Raw genomic sequence first — 15,961 nt, forward strand, 5'->3', positions numbered from 1 at the left:
GGGTTCGTCAAACGGACTTCGCGAAACGGGCCGCGGGAAGGGCCCGCCCCGGAACCCGGACGGCCGCGACCGCGCGCTCCCCTTGCGGTCGCACGGTCACGGCCGTCCCCTCGTTCCCCTCCCGCCTCAGCGGAGCGGGTCCTCCCGGCCGAGCAGCGCCGCCAGGGCGCGCGCCTCGTCCGCGTCCAGGCCCAGCACCACGCGGGGCCGTCCCCACGGATGGTCGATCGAGTGGGCCACGTAGCTGGCGACGGACTCGGAGACCTGCTCGGCCAGTCCCCGCGCGTGGCGCCACTCGGCCCACGCGCGCTCCAACTCACTCGCCGCGCGCTGCGCGCACGACACCAATTCCGGATCACGCACGGACTGACCCCCCTGGGTGAACATGATCCTTCCCGTGTCCACTCGGCGGAGTCCCCGGCCCGGGCACGGTCTCCCCCGAGGCCGCGCCGGACGGGGTTCCCCCGACCCGCCGAACGGTGAGTCCATTAACCCGCCGCGGCCGCCCGGCCGCGCGATGATTGCGGCGGGCTTGGCCAGCCCCTTACCCGTCCGACACCCGTTCGGGGAGTTGATCGACCTGCCGCCGCCCCTACGCGGGGACGGGGCCGGTGCTGGAGCGCACCACCAGGTGCGGGACCACGAGGTTCTGCCGGGCCGGGCGCGCCGGATCGCCGATCCGCGCGGTCAGCAGCTCGGCCGCCGCCCGCCCCATCTCCCGGCGCGGCTGGTCCACGCTGGTCAGCGAGATGTGGCGGATCGCCGCCAGGTGCGTGTTGTCGTACCCGACGATCGACACGTCCTGCGGCACCCGCAGGCCCAGCTCGTCGGCCGCCGACAGCGCGCCGGTGGCGGCCAGGTCGTTCGGCGCGAAGATCGCGGTGGGGCGGGGGTCGCGGCGCAGCAGCGCGCCCGCCGCCCGGTAGCCGCCCTCCTCGGTGAAGTCGCCCGCCTCGACCAGGACCTCGGCGGCGAGGCCGTGCCGTTCCATGGCCTTCTCGTACCCGGCGCGGCGGTAGCGGGCGGTGGTGGACCGCGCGCCCTCGATGTGCGCGATGCGCCGGTGCCCCAGCGACACCAGGTGGTCGACGGCCAGGCCGCCGCCGAGCTCGTCGTCGTCCACGACGATGTCGACGTCCTGCACGTCGCGTTCGCCGACGACCACCACCGGGACGCTGGCGACCGCCTCCTTCAGGGAGTCGGGCACGACGCTCAGCAGCACGAGGCCGTCCACCCGCATCTCCAGGAACGCCTCGACCGCCTCGGCCTCGAACATCGGGTCCCAGCGGCCGCTGCCGACCAGCATCCGCAGCCCGGCCCCGTGCAGCGACTCCTGGAGGCCGTCCAGGAACTCGGCGAAGTAGGGGTTGTGCAGGTCCGCGACGATCGCCCCGATCAGGCGGGTGCGGCCCTCGACCAGGCTGCGGGCGACGGCGTTGGGCCGGTAGCCGAGTTCGCGCGCGGCCTGGAGCACCGCCTGGCGGCGGCGTTCGCTGACATGCGGGGAGCCTCGCATGACCAGGGAGACCAGCGACTTGGAGACCCCGGCGCGTTCGGCGACGTTGCGGATGGTGGGCTTGGGTTGCGGGATGGCGGGCTGGGCGAGGGCGTGCTGCGGGGTGGCTCCTGCCCGGGGCGCGGGACGGGCCGGGCGCGGGGGGCTTGGTTCTCCAGCTTGCATGGCACTCCGTCCAGGGGGGCTGCGGGACCTGCCGCCTCGGCGCTCCGGCCCGTCGCACGCTTGTGCCCGCACGGCCGGGTGCGCCGTCCTCACTCGGGAGGAGATGCCATGATGCCCCGGCTTCGCCGCAAATCGTCGCAACAGTGAGTAACGGGCAGCCGTCAAATCCAATTCAGGGCGTGATGCGGTGGCCGGAGAGCTCCCGGTCATGGCCTGATCATGGTGGTCCGCGGCCGTTTCCGGGGCTCCGCGACGGTCCCGCCGGCGGCCCCGGGGCGGGCGCGTGCGCGATGGGCCCGCGTTCCCTCGGATACCCTGCCCAGGTGGGAGATCGTGCAGTGGCGGGCGGCAGGACAGGCGACCGGGCCAAGAACCCGGCGCGCGGCGGGCGCTCCGGCGCGCCGTCGGGCGCGGGCCAGCGCGGACGGCGGCGGCTGAGCGTCGACGAGCGCCGCGAGGAGCTGATCGCCGCGGCGTTGCAGCTGTTCAGCACGCGGGCGCCGGAGGACATCTCCATCGACGACGTCGCCGCCGCGGCGGGCGCGTCGCGGGCGCTGGTCTACCACTACTTCGGCGGCAAGTACGAGCTGTACCTGGCCGCGCTGGGCAGCGCCGCCAAGCAGCTGTCCGACCTGCTGGAACCGCCCACCGAGGGCAGCCCCCTCGAACGCCTGCGGATCTCGCTGGAGCGGTACTTCGACTTCGTGGAGAGCCACGCGGCGGGCTACACCGCCCTGCTGCGCGGCGGCCCGGCCGACCGCTCCGGCGAGGTCGGCGAGATCGTCGACGGCATCCGGCAGCTCCTGCTGAGCCGCATCCTCACCGCCCTGGAGATCGAGGCCCCGCCCCCGGTCCTGCGGATCACGCTGCGTTCGTGGATGGCGTCGGTGGAGACGGCGGGCCTGGACTGGCTGGAGAACCGCGACCTGGAGCGCGACCTGCTGGAACGCCTGCTGGTGGACCATCTGGTGGTCCTGCTGCACGCGGCGGGCAACCACGACCCGAGCATCGGCGAGCTGTTCGACCGGCTGGCGCAGGAGGAGATGGGGCGGCCGTAGGCCCCTCTGCGGCGCGGCGGCCGGAAAGCGCGAAAACCCCGTCCGTGGCCACCTGCCCGGTGGGCGTGTGGCCACGGACGGGGCGTCCGCTCTTGATGGTGAGTGGTCCGGGACCGCGATTCTCGGATGATCGTGGTCTCGTCCGTCGGTCGGGAGACCTCTGCCCGTCCCGGCCGGGACGACCGCACGCACATGGACGGTTCGTGCGGGCTGTCCAGGGGCCTCCAGACCTCCCCCCTTACTGACGCGGTGCGCGTCCGGCGAGCCCGTGGTGCCGCTCGCCGACCGGTGCGACGCCCCCAGGCGTCACTCCGAACGCTGCTGCGGGATACCCGCCAGCAGCGCCCGCACCTCAGCCTCGCGGTAGCGCCGGTGTCCCCCCAGCGTCCGGATGGACGTGAGCTTTCCCGCCTTCGCCCACCGCGTGACGGTCTTGGGGTCGACGCGGAACATCGTCGCCACCTCTGCCGGCGTCAGCAGGGGCTCGGCCTCTGGCGTACGTGCTGACATGTGTGCGGCCTCTCCTCCGTGGACCGATGACAGCGATCCTGCGATTCATCTCGCGCGGTCACTGATGTCCCCTATGGCCCGAAAGAGCCACTATGACATCACAACGTGTAACCTTGCCACCACTCATCGCAACAAGCAAGTACCTTTGCTCTGTTGTCACCCATCCACGGGGGCGGGTGACGGTGCTCCCGCCCTGCGAAGAGTGGTCACCGGGTCACGCTGAGTGATTCTAGCGACACGTATCGTCGTATCGCGCAGGGATTCAGGAAATTTGTTCAGTTCGCGGATTCCAGCGCCCGCACGGGGCGCCAGCGGGCCAGCAGCCGCTTGTACATCGCGACGGTCAGCTCGACCTCGCCGCGGGCCGTCGCGGCCAGCGCGACGCCGATCTCGGCCACCGACTCGTCGGACCGCAGCGCGTCGTCGTCCAGCAGGTGGACCAGCCCGCCGTAGTCGAGTTCGACCAGCGCGTGCGGATGGAAACCCGCGAGCCAGCGGCCGAGCGCCTCCAGATGTCCGGCGGCCAGCGGTGGCGCGACCTGGTCGGCCCCCTCCCCGAGGCCGTCGCGCACGACCGGCAGCGCGGCGGCGACCCGACGGCGCGCCTCGGGCATGGAGGTGACGTAGATGAGAGTACGCGCCGGAACGGCCGTTGCCGGGCCACGACTTGCGTGTTCCGGCAAGACCTCGGCGGATTCGGCCCCGGATCCGGGTGCCGCGCCCGGCGCGCCGCCCAGCACCAGGCACCGTTCCGCCGCCGCGAACGGGACGAACCACGCGATCGGAACGTGCCAGGTGCTGCACTGGATGTGCGGGTCCAGGTTCCGGCCCGACCGCCTCCAGCGCTCGAACTCCTCCTCGACACGGGCGGTCACCAGCGGTGGCACGAACCGGGCCGCCAGCGACTCCGGCGTCCGCTCCCGGAACCGGGCGAAGGACCGCCACGACCGCAGCCGCGTCTCCCACGGGCACACGTAGATCATGTCGTCGGAGCGCCGCACGTAGGCGTGCTCGCTCTCGCGTTCAGGGGCGGGGCGCGGCGGGCGCGCGGCCAGGCGCCCGAGCGCCTCGCGCTGCTCGGCCCGCAGCGCGTGCACGCGGCGGGGACGCCGCCGGGAGTCGGCGTAGGCCGTCCACAACGTCCGCGCCGGTTCCGGGAAGGCGGTCACCGGCTCATATACCCGTAGGTACGCCGCGTACGGAAGCACTCCCGCATCGTGGCATGAGGCCGTCCGAAACGCGGCACGCTTCGCCGCCTCCGAGATCCCGGTGTTACCTCCGGGACAGTCCGGCACACGATCCGGAAACGAAAGCACCCCAGACCGGGCGAGGTGACCTGTGCCACCCCTAGGCTGATCTTAGGGACAGAGAGGAGGGCACTACCGTGCCTAATGTCTTCGGGTCGCTCCACAAGGGCACAGAACCCCGACACGAGCAGGTCGTCTTCTGCCAGGACGAGGCCAGCGGCCTGCGCGCCATCATCGCCGTCTACTCCACCGCGCTCGGCCCCGCGCTGGGCGGCACCCGCTTCTACCCCTACGGGTCGGAGGAGGAGGCGCTCGCCGACGTGCTGAACCTGTCGCGCGGGATGGCCTACAAGAACGCCCTGGCCGGGCTGGACCTGGGCGGCGGCAAAGCCGTGATCATCGGTGATCCGGCGACCGACAAGTCCGAGGCGCTGCTGCGGGCCTACGGGCGGTTCGTGCAGTCGCTGAACGGCCGCTACTACACCGCCTGCGACGTGGGCACCTTCAGCGAGGACATGGACGTCGTGGCGCGCGAGTCGCGCTTCGTGACCGGCCGCACCGTCGCGCACGGCGGGGCGGGCGACTCCTCGATCCTGACGGCGTTCGGCACCTACCAGGGCATGCGCGCCGCCGCCGAGCACGTGTGGGGCTCCCCCAGCCTGCGCGGCAGGCGCGTGGGAGTGGAGGGCGTCGGCAAGGTCGGGCACCGGCTGGTCGAGCACCTGCGCGAGGACGGCGCCGAGGTCGTGGTGTGCGACGTCAACGAGTCGGCCGTCGAGCGCCTGCGGGCCCGCCACCCCGAGATCGACGTGGTCGCCGACCAGGACGCCATGGTCCACGCGGACCTGGACGTCTACGCCCCCTGCGCGCTGGGCGGGTCGCTGAACGACGACACCGTCCCGGCCCTCACCGCCAAGATCGTCTGCGGTGCGGCCAACAACCAGCTCGCCCACACCGGGATCGAGAAGCAGCTCGCCGACCGCGGTGTGCTGTACGCCCCCGACTACGTCGTCAACGCCGGCGGTGTGATCCAGGTCGCCGACGAGATCGACGGCTTCGACTTCGACCGGGCCAAGGCGCGCGCCACCGGGATCTTCGACACCACCAAGAAGATCTTCGAACTGGCCGCCGACGAGGGCGTCCCCCCGGCGGTGGCGGCCGACCGGCTCGCCGAGCGCAGGATGTCCGACATCGGCCGCCTGCGGGGCATCCTGCTCTGACCTGCGGATCCGGCGGGACCACGCGGCGCCGCCCGCGGAATCCCCACGCCCGCGCCCGGGTTCGCCCCGGGCGCGGGCGTCCGTGTCGCCCCGAGTCTGTGAACGCGCAATCAACCTATACACTGGGGTTCTCCGCAACGATCGCCGCCGCCACGTACTGACGATGTACCGAGCCGGGCGCAAAACGGGTACGGTTGTACTCGTGACTGACGCATGGCTCATCAGGCACCGGTTCGTGTGGTACACGCGCGCGTTGAGTTGATGGGCCCACTAAAGCCCTGACCATCGAGGGGGTCGAGCCAATGGGTCGCGGCCGAGCCAAGGCCAAGCAGGTAAAGGTTGCCCGCCAGCTCAAGTACAACAGCGGCGGCACGGACCTCGACCGCCTGAAGAGCGAGCTGGGAGTATCCGACTCCCCCGCCCACAGGGACGACGTCGACTACGACGAGCTCGTCGAGAAGTACGCCGACTACGCGGACGACTACGGCAAGGACGACCGCGACTCCACCGGTCGCTGATATTCGGACGCTCCGCCACTGCCCGTGACCGTAGGTCCGGGCAGTGGCGTTTGTTTGCCGAACTCACCCGGCCAGGGCGTCGCGCACCCCGTTCTCGGTGTCGCCGAGCAGCGCGGGGTCGGGCCTGCCCACCAGGCTGCCGACGGCCTTGATCATGGCGAGCGGCTCCCGCAGGTAGCCGCTGACCGTGGCGTCCCTGCGTCCGGCCATGCTGTCGTCGCCGACGCCGTAGGCGTCGAGCCCGGCGGCGCGGCACAGCGCCACGGCGCGCGGCAGGTGGAACTCCTGCGTGACGATCGTCAGCCGTTCCACCTGGAAGATCCGCCGGGCGCGGGCGCAGGAGTCCCAAGTGTCCAGCCCCGCGAAGTCCCGGACGATCCTCCGTTCGGGCACGCCCGCGCGCACGAGGTGGTCGCGCATCACCGTGGGCTCGTCGTACCCCTTGAAGCGGTTGTCCCCGGAGACGAGGAGCACCCTGACCTTGCCGCGCCGGTACAGGTCGGCGGCCAGGTCCAGGCGCCGCGCGAGCAGGGTCGAGGGGGTGCCGTCGTCCCGGATCCCGGCGCCGAGGACGAGCGCGACGGGCGTCGGCGGGACCCGGTCGGCGGGGAACCGGTACCCGGCGGTCCGCGCGTAGGCCCATCCGGTGGGGGCGAGCACGGCGTACAGCCCGAGCCCTCCGGTCACGGCCACCACCCCGGCGTTCCGCCGGAGCCGTCCGGCCACGCCCCTCCACCGCCCCGCAGTACTGATCACAACCGTTCAGACGATCACGCGCCGCGCGGGGTTCGGCGTCACGGCGATTCGTCCGGATGATGTAGAAGATCTTTTGTTCCCATGTCGTGGCGGCGCCAAACCCCCTAGGGTGCGAGATGTGTCTCCTTCCCCGCGCGCACCGGGCGCCCCAGGGTACGAGCCCCTGCGGGTTCCACTACTCTCCGTAGTGCTAATATCACCGGTCGTAAGCAGCTTGGTTCTCGGACGTAATCTGGGCTCCACAACCGCATGGCGGAGTGGTACGGGGGATGACAGGTGACAACTCAGCCGCCGGCTAGGGCGTTCGGCAGAATCGGGTTCCTGCGTCTGGGCGAGCGGACGCAGGTCGTGCGCTGGCTGAAGTCGTCGGCCAGCGTCGACTCCGAGTGCGTCGAGGTCACGGCCTTCGACGCCACGTGCTTCGTCCGCGACTCCACGGACGTCGAGGGGCCCGTCGTCCCCGTTCCCGCCGCCTCCTGGGCGGCGCTGCGGGACGCGATCCGCGAGCGCGGCTGAGCCGCCCTACGCCGCGGGGCGCTCCATCGAGACGATGATGTCCTCGATGAACGCCGGCGTGTCCTCCGGCGAGACCGTGATCTGGCGGAGGTTCTCGAACGCCGCCCGGTAGTCGGTGATGCGCGTGTCGCGATCCATCACGGTGAGGGCCGAGCGGCCGACGTTCTCCTGGAACAGCACGTCGTTGAGCCGGGGGTCGTGGAACTCCAGGATCGTGAACTCGCCCATCATCCCGAAGTGCGCCCCGGACGAGAACGGGATCACCTCGATCGTCACGAAGGGGTGCTCCAGCATCTGGAGCATGTGCCGCAACTGCCGGGGCATGATCCCGGGATCGACCTGGCCGCCGACCCGGCGGCGCAGCACGGCCTCGTCGATCACCACCTTCAGCTCCGGCGGCTCGGCCCGGCTGAAGATCTCCTCCTGGCGTCGCATCCGCACCTCGACCACCACGTCCCGGTAGGAACGCGACTCCACGAACTCGACGGTCAGGGCGTTGGCGTAATCCTCGGTCTGCAGCAGCCCGGGGACCACCATCGGCTGGAGGCTGCGGATGACCAGCGCGCCGGACTCGTAGCCGATGTACTGCTGGTACGCCGGTGACAGCTCGCTCTTGTAGAGGGACCACCAGCCGCGCTTGCGGGCGTCGCGCGCGAGCTTGGTGAGGACCGCGACCTCCGGCTCCTCCTCGGGGATGCCGTAGTGCCGCAGCAGCGCGTGCAGGTCGGTGGTGGACACTCCGACCGTGCCGCCCTCGATGCGGATGAGCTTGGAGGTCGACCAGTCCAGGGCCGCCGCCACCTGGTCCTGGGTCTCGCCGCGTTCGAGGCGGAGCCGTTGCAGTTCGCTGATGAGGATCGCGCGCTGCACCACCGGTCCGGGTTCGAAAGCACTCGTCATGCCATCCCCTTGTTCGGCGGGTGAGACCGGGCCTGTCTCCCGTCTCGGGGGGGGCGGACTCCGGCGTCGGCCACCCGTCGAGTCAATCTGAGTAAAACAGCGACCTTGCGGTCTGCCAAGTGGCAACTGTCCGATCAGCCATCCGACAACTCACCGATGTCCCGGTGGACATCGGCGGCCTCGCGGAATGCACCCGCGCCGCTTCCGGAGCACCTGGGTCTCCCGCCGCCCCTCCGGTGGCACGGCGTACCGCGGCCGCTGCCACTCTGACAGGTGCCCTCCGGCCAGCAGGCAGGGCGCGTGGTGTCCGTCTGCCGCTTTCCCGGGTGGTATGCGCAGAAAGGGACCGTGCCATTCTGCGGCTGGCAGATTTCTGCCGGGCAATCAGCAGCGGACATGGCCCCTCTCGCACGGGCCTCATAATCAATGACGGGGGGAAATGTCGTAGTTCCTAACGCCAGGAAAGGCGCCATGACGACATGAGCATGCAGCCCGTTGACCAGCAGGCCCCGCCGCGGACGGTCCCGAACGCGGCCTCCCCGGTGGCCTCCCCCGCCTTCCCCCCGGTCCAGGACAGGGTCTACACCTCGGTGCTCGCCGTGGACATCGTCGCGTTCGGCGACCGCGGGCGGGACGACGGCATCCGGCGCCACCTGCGCGAGCGGCTCTACGCGCACCTGCGCGAGGTCTTCGCCATGACCCGGCTGCCATGGGAGCCGTCGCACCGCGAGGACCGGGGCGACGGCGTCCTGGTCGTCCTGCCGCCCCGGGTGCCGTTCCCCCTGCTGCTGGACCCGCTCGCGCACCACCTCCACGCCGTCCTGCGGCACGGCAACCGCATGGCCAGCGACGCCGCGCGCATGCGGCTGCGGCTGGCGGTCCACGCGGGCTTCGTCCAGCGCGACGACCACGGGGTCGTCAGCGAGGCCGTGAACCACCTGTTCCGACTGCTGGACTCGGCGCCGCTGCGCGCCGCCGCCGCCGCGTCGGCCGCCGATCTGTGCATGATCGTTTCAGACCGGCTGTACTCGGAGGTGGGCGGCGAGTACGGCTTCTCGCTGCTGGACCGCTACCGCCCGGTGGAGATCACGAACAAGGAGACCCGGACCCGGGGCTGGATCTGGCTGCCGCCGGGCGAGTGCGCCCACGACGGCACGGCCGCCAGCCCCGCCCTGTGATCCCGGTTCCGTGGGCCCGGGTCCCGGATCAGACGAGGGTCGCGGTGCCGGTGCCCTCGGTGGTCTCGCCGAGGACCCAGGCGGGGACGCCACGTTCGGCCAGCAGGGCCAGGGCCCGGTCGGCGGCCTCCGGGGCCACGATCGCGGCCATGCCCACGCCCAGGTTGAACGTCTTGTCCATCTCGCCCTGCGGGACGTCCGCCGCCTCCTGGAGGACGCGGAACAGCGGCGGGACCTCCCAGGAGCCGCGCCGCAGCACCGCGTCCACGGTCTCCGGCAGCGAACGCGCCAGGTTCGCCGCCAGGCCGCCGCCGGTGATGTGGGCGAACGCCCGGACCCCGCCCGCGCGGGTCAGCTCCAGGCAGTCCCGCGCGTAGATCCGGGTCGGGGTCAGCAGCTCCTCGCCCAGGGTCCTCGCCAGGTCCGCCGGGGTGGACTCCAGGGTCAGGTCCGTGGTCCGCAGGATGTGGCGGACCAAGGAGTAGCCGTTGGAGTGGATGCCCGAGGACGCCATGGCGAGGACCACGTCGCCGGGGCGGACGCGGTCGGGGCCGAGGAGCTCGTCGGCCTCCACCACGCCGGTGCCCGCGCCCGCGACGTCGAACTCGTCCTCGCCCAGCAGGCCCGGGTGCTCGGCGGTCTCGCCGCCCACCAGGGCCGCCCCGGCCAGGGCGCACGCCTCGGCGATGCCGCCCACGATGTCGGCGATCCGCTCCGGGACCACCTTGCCGCAGGCGATGTAGTCGGTCATGAACAGCGGCTCGGCGCCGCACACCGCCAGGTCGTCGATGACCATGCCGACCAGGTCGTGGCCGATGGTGTCGTAGATCCCCAGGCGGCGGGCCAGGTCCACCTTCGTGCCGACGCCGTCGGTCGAGGTCGCCAGCAGGGGGCGCCGGTACTTCAGGAACGCCGAGGCGTCGAACAGGCCCGCGAAGCCCGAGGCGTCGTCCACCACCTCGGGGCGGCGGGACCTCGCCACGCGCGCCTTCATCAGCTCCACGGCGCGCTCGCCGGCCGCGATGTCCACTCCGGCGGCCTCGTAGGAGGTGCTCATGTCTGTCCGGTCCCCCCGGGGTTGATCGACCGTTCCAAGCTCAGGAACGGGTCGGCTCCAGCACGTGCTTGCCGCGGGCGCTCTCCGCGACCTCGATCGGGTAGACGCCGTCGAAGCAGGCCCGGCACAGCCGGTCCTTGTCGATCCGCGAGGCGGCGATCAGCTCGTCCAGGGAGATGAAGCCCAGCGAGTCGGCCCCGATGGAGTCGCGGATGCCCTCGACGTCGCAGTTCCCGGCGATCAGTTCGGCGCGGGAGGCGAAGTCGATGCCGTAGAAGCAGGGCCAGGCGACCGGCGGGCTGGAGATCCGCACATGGACCTCGGCGGCCCCGGCCTCGCGCAGCAGCGCCACGACCTGGCGCTGGGTGTTGCCGCGCACGATCGAGTCGTCCACCACGACCAGCCGCTTGCCCTCGATGGCCTCGCGCAGCGGGTTGAGCTTGAGGCGGATGCCGAGCTGGCGGATGGTCTGGGACGGCTGGATGAACGTCCGGCCGACGTAGGAGTTCTTGACCAGGCCCTGCCCGTAGGGGATCCCGGACGCCTCGGCGTAGCCGATCGCGGCGGGGGTGCCGGACTCGGGCGTCGGGATGACCATGTCGGCCTCGACCGGGTGCTCCATGGCCAGGCGGCGGCCGACCTCGACGCGGGTCGCCTGGACGCTGCGCCCGGCGATGGTGGTGTCGGGGCGGGCCAGGTACACGTACTCGAACAGGCAGCCCTTGGGGCGGGCCTCGGCGAAGCGCTCGGACCGCACGCCGTCGCCGTCGATCGCGATCAGCTCGCCGGGCTCGACCTCGCGGACGAACCGCGCCCCGACGATGTCCAGCGCGGCGGTCTCGGAGGCGACGACCCAGCCGCAGTCCTCCCACTGGCCGAGGACCAGCGGGCGGATGCCCTCGGGGTCGCGGGCGGCGTACAGGGTGTGCTCGTCCATGAACACCAGGGAGAACGCGCCCCGCGTCACCGGCAGGATCTCGTGGGCCGCCTTCATCGCCCCGCCCTCGCGGGTCGCCAGCAGCGCCGTGAGGACCTCGGTGTCGGTGGTGGCGGTCAGCTCGGCGGAGTCCAGGCGGTCCGCCAGCTCCGGCGTGTTGATCAGGTTGCCGTTGTGGGTGAGGGCCAGCCCGCCGTGCCCGGTGGACCGGAACGTCGGCTGGGCGTTCTCCCAGGTCGGGGACCCGGTGGTGGAGTAGCGGCAGTGGCCCACCGCGATGTGGCCGCGCAGGGTGTTCAGCACCGACTCGTCGAAGACCTGGGCCACCAGCCCCATGTCCTTGAAGACGACGATGCGCGACCCGTCGCTGACCGCGATCCCGGCGGACTCCTGTCCCCGGTGCTGCAGCGCGTACAGGCCGTAGTAGGCGAGCTTGCTCACCTCCGCCCGCGCGGATTCGGTCGGGGGGACCCAGACTCCGAAGACCCCGCAGGCGTCCTGCGGGGCGCGGTCGGAGGGGTCCAGGTCGTGGCTCAGACGTCCGTCACCGAGAGGCACGCCAGCCAGTCTAAACGCCCCTCTCACCTGCTCCGATCGGCAGATCTCATTAACCGACCTTTACCTCCGGCGACGACGGGCATGCCCATGGTGACGCGACGCTGGTCGTGGACAGGGAGGAGGGCTCATGACGATGCCGGGATACCGGACGTACGCACCGCCGTCCGCACCCGAGCGGGCCGGGATGGCGAAGTCCTCGCTGGTGCTCGGGATCGTCGGGCTGGCGGGGCTGGCGCTGTGCTTCGCGGGGCTGCTCCCCGCGCTGGTGGGGCTGGTGCTGGGCGCGGTCGCGCTGGCGCGCGGCACGTCGGCGCGGGCGCTCGCGGCCGGCGGCGTGGCGGTGTCGCTGGCGGCGCTGGTGCTGGGCGGCGGCTTCCTGGCCTTCCTGCTGACGAGGGCGGCCGAGTGCGGCGACGAGGCGCGCTACCCCGACCATTCGGCGCGGGAGCGGTGCATCGACCAGAAGTTCCCCTTCGCCCAGACCTCTTCCACCACGGGCTCGACCGTGGAGTGACGCGGAACACGGCCGGAATCAGGGCGCGGCGAGGGCGCGCACGTCCTTCTCGTCGAGCGCCTGCGCGTAGACGCGGAAGTCCTCCAGCAGGCCCGTGAAGCCGGGCTTTCCGGGCTCGCCCCCCAGCGTGAACGGCCCGCCCGGCGTGACGACGGCGTGCTCCAGCGGGATGGCCACGTCCATCCGGCCGTCCACGTACAGGAACATGCCGTCAGTGTCCACGACGAACGCCACGTGCGCCCACTCCTCCAGCGGGAGGGTGCGGCGGCTGTCGATGTACTCGGGTCCCTTGACCGTGAACAGCTGGACCCGCAGCCGCATCGCGTCCGGGTAGAGCCACAGCCCGATGCCGCGCGCGTCGTGGGCGGCGACCTGCTTGAAGCACAGTCCGCGCCACTCGCCGGTGGGCCCGCCGGTCACGTTCGCCCAGAACGCCACCGTGAACCCGAACACCTGGCTGAGCGCCAGCTGCGGTGTGGCGGGGATCACGGCCCGGCCGCCGCCGCCGAAGGCGAGGGCCTGCCCGTCCCGGCCGGGGACGATCTCCACGTCCGCGTCCAGGGCGGCGGGCGGCCCGCCCGCGGCGTCGGCGACCCGGCGGCCGTCGATGGTCTCGATATCGAACGTCCAGTGCCCGACGAGCATGGCCTCACCTCCGGGACCCGATCACCGTCCCCGGTACCCCCTCTGCCCACGGCACCAGGGGACAACCACCAATGAAAGCCCGGAATCAGACGGCTTGCCAGCGGCCGGGTCACCACGCCCGCAGCGGCAGGTGGGCCGTCAGGTCCGCGCGCTGACCGCTCGCCCGCACCCGGCCGGACCCGACCGCCTCGTCCCAGCCCAGACGGCCGGTGGCGAGCGCGATCCAGGTCGCGGCGTCGGTCTCGACCACGTTCGGCGGGGTCCCCCGGGTGTGGTGCGTTCCCTCGACGCACTGCACGGCGGCGTACGGCGGGACCCGCACCTCGACCGAACGCCCCGGCGCGTCCTCGGCGAGCCGGTCCAGCAGGTGCCGCACCGCGCCGCGCAGCAGCGGGCGGGCGGGCTCGGCGCCGGTGTCGTAGGCGGTCAGGACGGTTTCGAGGGCGGCCCGGCGCAGGTCGGCGGGCTCGTCGGAGCCCCCGTGGGGCGGCAGGCCGAGGGCGGCGCGCTGCTCGTCCAGCACGGCACGGGTGAGCGGTGTTCGCGACATCATCCGAAAGCTATCGTTGCCGGGCGGCGAACGCGGCCAGGCAGCGCCCGGTCGCCCTCCGAACACATGGAACGCCAGCAAAACGGGTTTTGAGGCGGTAAAAAGGGACCGGCCCTCGTTCGGCGGAGCCGACCGGGGACCCGGGGGGTCGTCCCCCGGGCGGTACCGACACGGGGAGCGTCGTTCGGGGGGAGGATCCGGGACCGCGTTCGGGGCGCGTCTCCCCGGAGGAGAACACGGAGGTTGTCGATGGCCGAGGGGCTGACCGCCGGGGCGCTGCCGTTGCAGCCCGGCGACCCGCGACGGCTCGGCGAGTACGACATCACCGGACGGCTCGGAGTGGGCGAGCACGGCGCGGTGTTCCTCGGCGGTGGCCCGGACGGACGTCCCGTCGCGGTGAAGCTGCTGCACGTGCGGCTGAGCGGTGAGCCGGTGGCGCGCTCCCGGTTCACCGCGGCGCTGGCCCCGGCCCGCAAGATCTCCGGGTTCTGCTGCGCGGCGGTGCTGGACGCGGGCGTGGAGCGGGACCGGCCCTACGTGGTCGGCGAGCTGGTCGACGGGCCCTCGCTGCACCAGCTCGTGGCCGAGGAGGGCCCGCGCGGCGGGGCCGTCGTGGAGCGGATCGCCGTGGGCACGGCGGTCGCGCTGGCCGCCGTGCACCGGGCGGGCGCGCTGCACCTGGACTTCAAGCCCGGCAACGTGCTGCTGGGCCCGGACGGGCCCCGCGTGTGCGACTTCGGCGTGACGCGGGCGCTGGAGGCGGTGAACGCCTTCCCGGCCGGACGGGTCGTGGAGGACCCCGCCTACCAGGCCCCCGAGCAGCTCAGCGGGATCGGGATCGGCCCGGCGGCCGACGTGTTCGCGTGGGCGGCGACGCTGCTGTTCGCGGCGACGGGCGCGCCGCCGTTCGGCGACGACTCCCCGGCGGAGGTGATGCAGCGCATCGTCTACGACGATCCCGACCTGGCGGAGCTGCCCGACTCGCTCCGCGAGGTCGTCTCCGACGCGCTGGCCAAGGACCCCGCCGACCGGCCCACCTCGGCGGCCCTGCTGGAGCGCCTGCTGGCCGAGGACGAGTCCCTCGCCGGGCGGATGCCCGCCGAGATGGTGGCGGAGGGCCGCGCGCTGGCCACCGGCGCCGTGCCCGCCCGCGAACGGGCGCCCGCCCCCGAACCGGCGCCCGCCCCCGGACCGGCGCCCGTCCGGGAGGCCGCGCCCGTCCGGGAGGCCGCGCCGCCGCGCGAGCCGGAGGCGGCGTCCCCTCCCGGCCCGGCCCCCGCCCGCGAGCCGGTGGAGACCCCCGAGCCCGTCCGGGTGCCGCTCACGAAGGCCACCGAGCCGACCGCCAGCCCCGTTCCGGCGCTCACGGCCCCGTACGCGGCGCTGGGCGGGGCCCCCGCCCGGGAGGACGGGTCGCCGGAGGGCGCCGCCGTCACCCGCCGGGACAACCCGGTCCAGGACGACGGCGCGACGCAGGCCCTGCCCGCCGTCGCCGGAGATCCGGCCGACGCGCAGGCCACGGCGATGTTCGACGCGTCCCCGCCGGACCTGATCCCCGGCCTGGACCCCGTCGAGCCGGGCCGGCGCGAGGGCACGGCGGTGCTGACGCTGCCGAAGCTGCGCCGGGGCACCCACAACCACGTGCTGGGCGTCGCGCTGTCGCTGACCATCGGCGTGCTGGTCGGCGTCGCGATCATCGCGCTGGTGCTGTGGCCGCAGCTGCGCGAGGACGACCCGGAAGGCCCCGGTCCCTCGAACGGTTCCGACGCGCAGGCGGTCCGGACGATCCCGGGGGCGTTCGGCGGCACCTGGAAGGGCACCGCGACCAACACCGCCAGCGGGGTGACGTTCCCGGTGGAGGTGACGTTCGAGGCGGGCGGCACCACGGCCCGCGCGGTGTACCCCAAGGAGGGGTGCAACGGGACGCTGACGCTGGCCAGGGGGACCGGCAGCAGCCTCCAGATGACCCTGGACATCGCCAAGCCGTGCTCGGCGGGCAACATCCGGGTCACCCGCAACGGCGACGGGTCGCTGCGCTACGAGTGGAGCAAGCCCGGCAGCGCCCGGGGGTACGCGGCGACGCTCCGCAAGACCTGACCCCTCCGTCCCCGCCGTC

Annotated in this window: 17 protein-coding genes; 7 read left to right on the forward strand and 10 right to left on the reverse strand. The window is 72.7% G+C overall.

Annotation, left to right across the window (positions count from 1 at the left end; all coding sequences use genetic code 11):
- Positions 1–126: 126 nt before the first annotated feature.
- Positions 127–363 carry a hypothetical protein gene (locus tag HNR61_RS08085; protein WP_067827200.1) on the reverse strand — a complete coding sequence of 79 codons (237 nt, stop codon included), beginning with the start codon at positions 361–363 and terminating at the stop codon, positions 127–129.
- Positions 364–592: 229 nt separating this feature from the next.
- The gene (locus HNR61_RS08090) at positions 593–1,681 is read right to left on the reverse strand and encodes a LacI family DNA-binding transcriptional regulator (protein WP_182842501.1); all 1,089 of its coding nucleotides are present in this window, start codon (positions 1,679–1,681) and stop codon (positions 593–595) included.
- 323 nt (positions 1,682–2,004) lie between these two features.
- Between HNR61_RS08090 and HNR61_RS08095 the strand changes: the two genes are divergently transcribed.
- On the forward strand, positions 2,005–2,739 hold the full coding sequence (locus HNR61_RS08095) for a TetR/AcrR family transcriptional regulator (RefSeq protein WP_312897811.1): 735 nt from the start codon (positions 2,005–2,007) through the stop codon (positions 2,737–2,739).
- A 306-nt stretch (positions 2,740–3,045) separates the two neighbouring features.
- On the opposite strand, the gene bldC is transcribed toward HNR61_RS08095, so the two are convergent.
- Both bldC and HNR61_RS08105 read right to left on the reverse strand, forming a co-directional pair.
- Complete coding sequence (bldC, locus tag HNR61_RS08100; protein WP_012850682.1) at positions 3,046–3,249, reverse strand: developmental transcriptional regulator BldC; 204 nt, start codon at positions 3,247–3,249, stop codon at positions 3,046–3,048.
- A gap of 275 nt (positions 3,250–3,524) precedes the next feature.
- The gene (locus HNR61_RS08105) at positions 3,525–4,457 is read right to left on the reverse strand and encodes a DUF8083 family protein (protein ID WP_182842503.1); all 933 of its coding nucleotides are present in this window, start codon (positions 4,455–4,457) and stop codon (positions 3,525–3,527) included.
- Positions 4,458–4,633: 176 nt separating this feature from the next.
- On the opposite strand from HNR61_RS08105, the gene HNR61_RS08110 reads away from it, so the two are divergent.
- Positions 4,634–5,716: a Leu/Phe/Val dehydrogenase gene (locus HNR61_RS08110; protein ID WP_182842504.1), complete on the forward strand. Its 1,083-nt coding sequence runs from the start codon at positions 4,634–4,636 to the stop codon at positions 5,714–5,716.
- Between the two features lie 302 nt (positions 5,717–6,018).
- Positions 6,019–6,234, forward strand: a complete 216-nt coding sequence (locus HNR61_RS08115; protein ID WP_182842505.1) for a DUF3073 domain-containing protein — start codon at positions 6,019–6,021, stop codon at positions 6,232–6,234.
- A gap of 63 nt (positions 6,235–6,297) precedes the next feature.
- Here HNR61_RS08115 and HNR61_RS08120 read toward each other — a convergent pair whose 3' ends face one another.
- Positions 6,298–6,960: a SanA/YdcF family protein gene (locus HNR61_RS08120; protein ID WP_182842506.1), complete on the reverse strand. Its 663-nt coding sequence runs from the start codon at positions 6,958–6,960 to the stop codon at positions 6,298–6,300.
- A gap of 306 nt (positions 6,961–7,266) precedes the next feature.
- On the opposite strand from HNR61_RS08120, the gene HNR61_RS08125 reads away from it, so the two are divergent.
- The gene (locus HNR61_RS08125; RefSeq protein WP_220509134.1) at positions 7,267–7,506 is read left to right on the forward strand and encodes a DUF397 domain-containing protein; all 240 of its coding nucleotides are present in this window, start codon (positions 7,267–7,269) and stop codon (positions 7,504–7,506) included.
- Between the two features lie 6 nt (positions 7,507–7,512).
- Here the strand turns inward: HNR61_RS08125 and HNR61_RS08130 are convergent, their stop codons facing one another.
- On the reverse strand, positions 7,513–8,406 hold the full coding sequence (locus HNR61_RS08130) for a helix-turn-helix domain-containing protein (RefSeq protein ID WP_182842507.1): 894 nt from the start codon (positions 8,404–8,406) through the stop codon (positions 7,513–7,515).
- A 479-nt stretch (positions 8,407–8,885) separates the two neighbouring features.
- On the opposite strand from HNR61_RS08130, the gene HNR61_RS08135 reads away from it, so the two are divergent.
- Complete coding sequence (locus tag HNR61_RS08135; protein WP_182842508.1) at positions 8,886–9,584, forward strand: hypothetical protein; 699 nt, start codon at positions 8,886–8,888, stop codon at positions 9,582–9,584.
- Positions 9,585–9,612: 28 nt separating this feature from the next.
- On the opposite strand, the gene purM is transcribed toward HNR61_RS08135, so the two are convergent.
- Together purM and purF are read right to left on the reverse strand one after the other, a co-directional pair.
- Positions 9,613–10,641: a phosphoribosylformylglycinamidine cyclo-ligase gene (gene purM, locus HNR61_RS08140; RefSeq protein ID WP_182842509.1), complete on the reverse strand. Its 1,029-nt coding sequence runs from the start codon at positions 10,639–10,641 to the stop codon at positions 9,613–9,615.
- Positions 10,642–10,681: 40 nt separating this feature from the next.
- Positions 10,682–12,136, reverse strand: a complete 1,455-nt coding sequence (gene purF, locus HNR61_RS08145) for an amidophosphoribosyltransferase (RefSeq protein WP_182842510.1) — start codon at positions 12,134–12,136, stop codon at positions 10,682–10,684.
- Between the two features lie 127 nt (positions 12,137–12,263).
- Here purF and HNR61_RS08150 point away from each other — a divergent pair, with 127 nt between their 5' ends.
- Positions 12,264–12,650 (forward strand): hypothetical protein, encoded by a 387-nt coding sequence (locus HNR61_RS08150; RefSeq protein WP_182842511.1) that lies wholly within the window; start codon positions 12,264–12,266, stop codon positions 12,648–12,650.
- Between the two features lie 18 nt (positions 12,651–12,668).
- On the opposite strand, the gene HNR61_RS08155 is transcribed toward HNR61_RS08150, so the two are convergent.
- Together HNR61_RS08155 and HNR61_RS08160 are read right to left on the reverse strand one after the other, a co-directional pair.
- The gene (locus HNR61_RS08155) at positions 12,669–13,295 is read right to left on the reverse strand and encodes a LamG domain-containing protein (RefSeq protein WP_182842512.1); all 627 of its coding nucleotides are present in this window, start codon (positions 13,293–13,295) and stop codon (positions 12,669–12,671) included.
- Between the two features lie 109 nt (positions 13,296–13,404).
- Entirely contained in the window at positions 13,405–13,845 is a 441-nt protein-coding gene (locus tag HNR61_RS08160) for a sterol carrier family protein (protein WP_182842513.1), read from the reverse strand.
- A gap of 249 nt (positions 13,846–14,094) precedes the next feature.
- Between HNR61_RS08160 and HNR61_RS08165 the strand changes: the two genes are divergently transcribed.
- On the forward strand, positions 14,095–15,942 hold the full coding sequence (locus tag HNR61_RS08165) for a serine/threonine-protein kinase (protein ID WP_182842514.1): 1,848 nt from the start codon (positions 14,095–14,097) through the stop codon (positions 15,940–15,942).
- The last annotated feature ends 19 nt before the right edge of the window (positions 15,943–15,961 follow it).

Source organism: Actinomadura kijaniata, assembly GCF_014138665.1.
GTDB lineage: Bacteria > Actinomycetota > Actinomycetes > Streptosporangiales > Streptosporangiaceae > Spirillospora > Spirillospora kijaniata.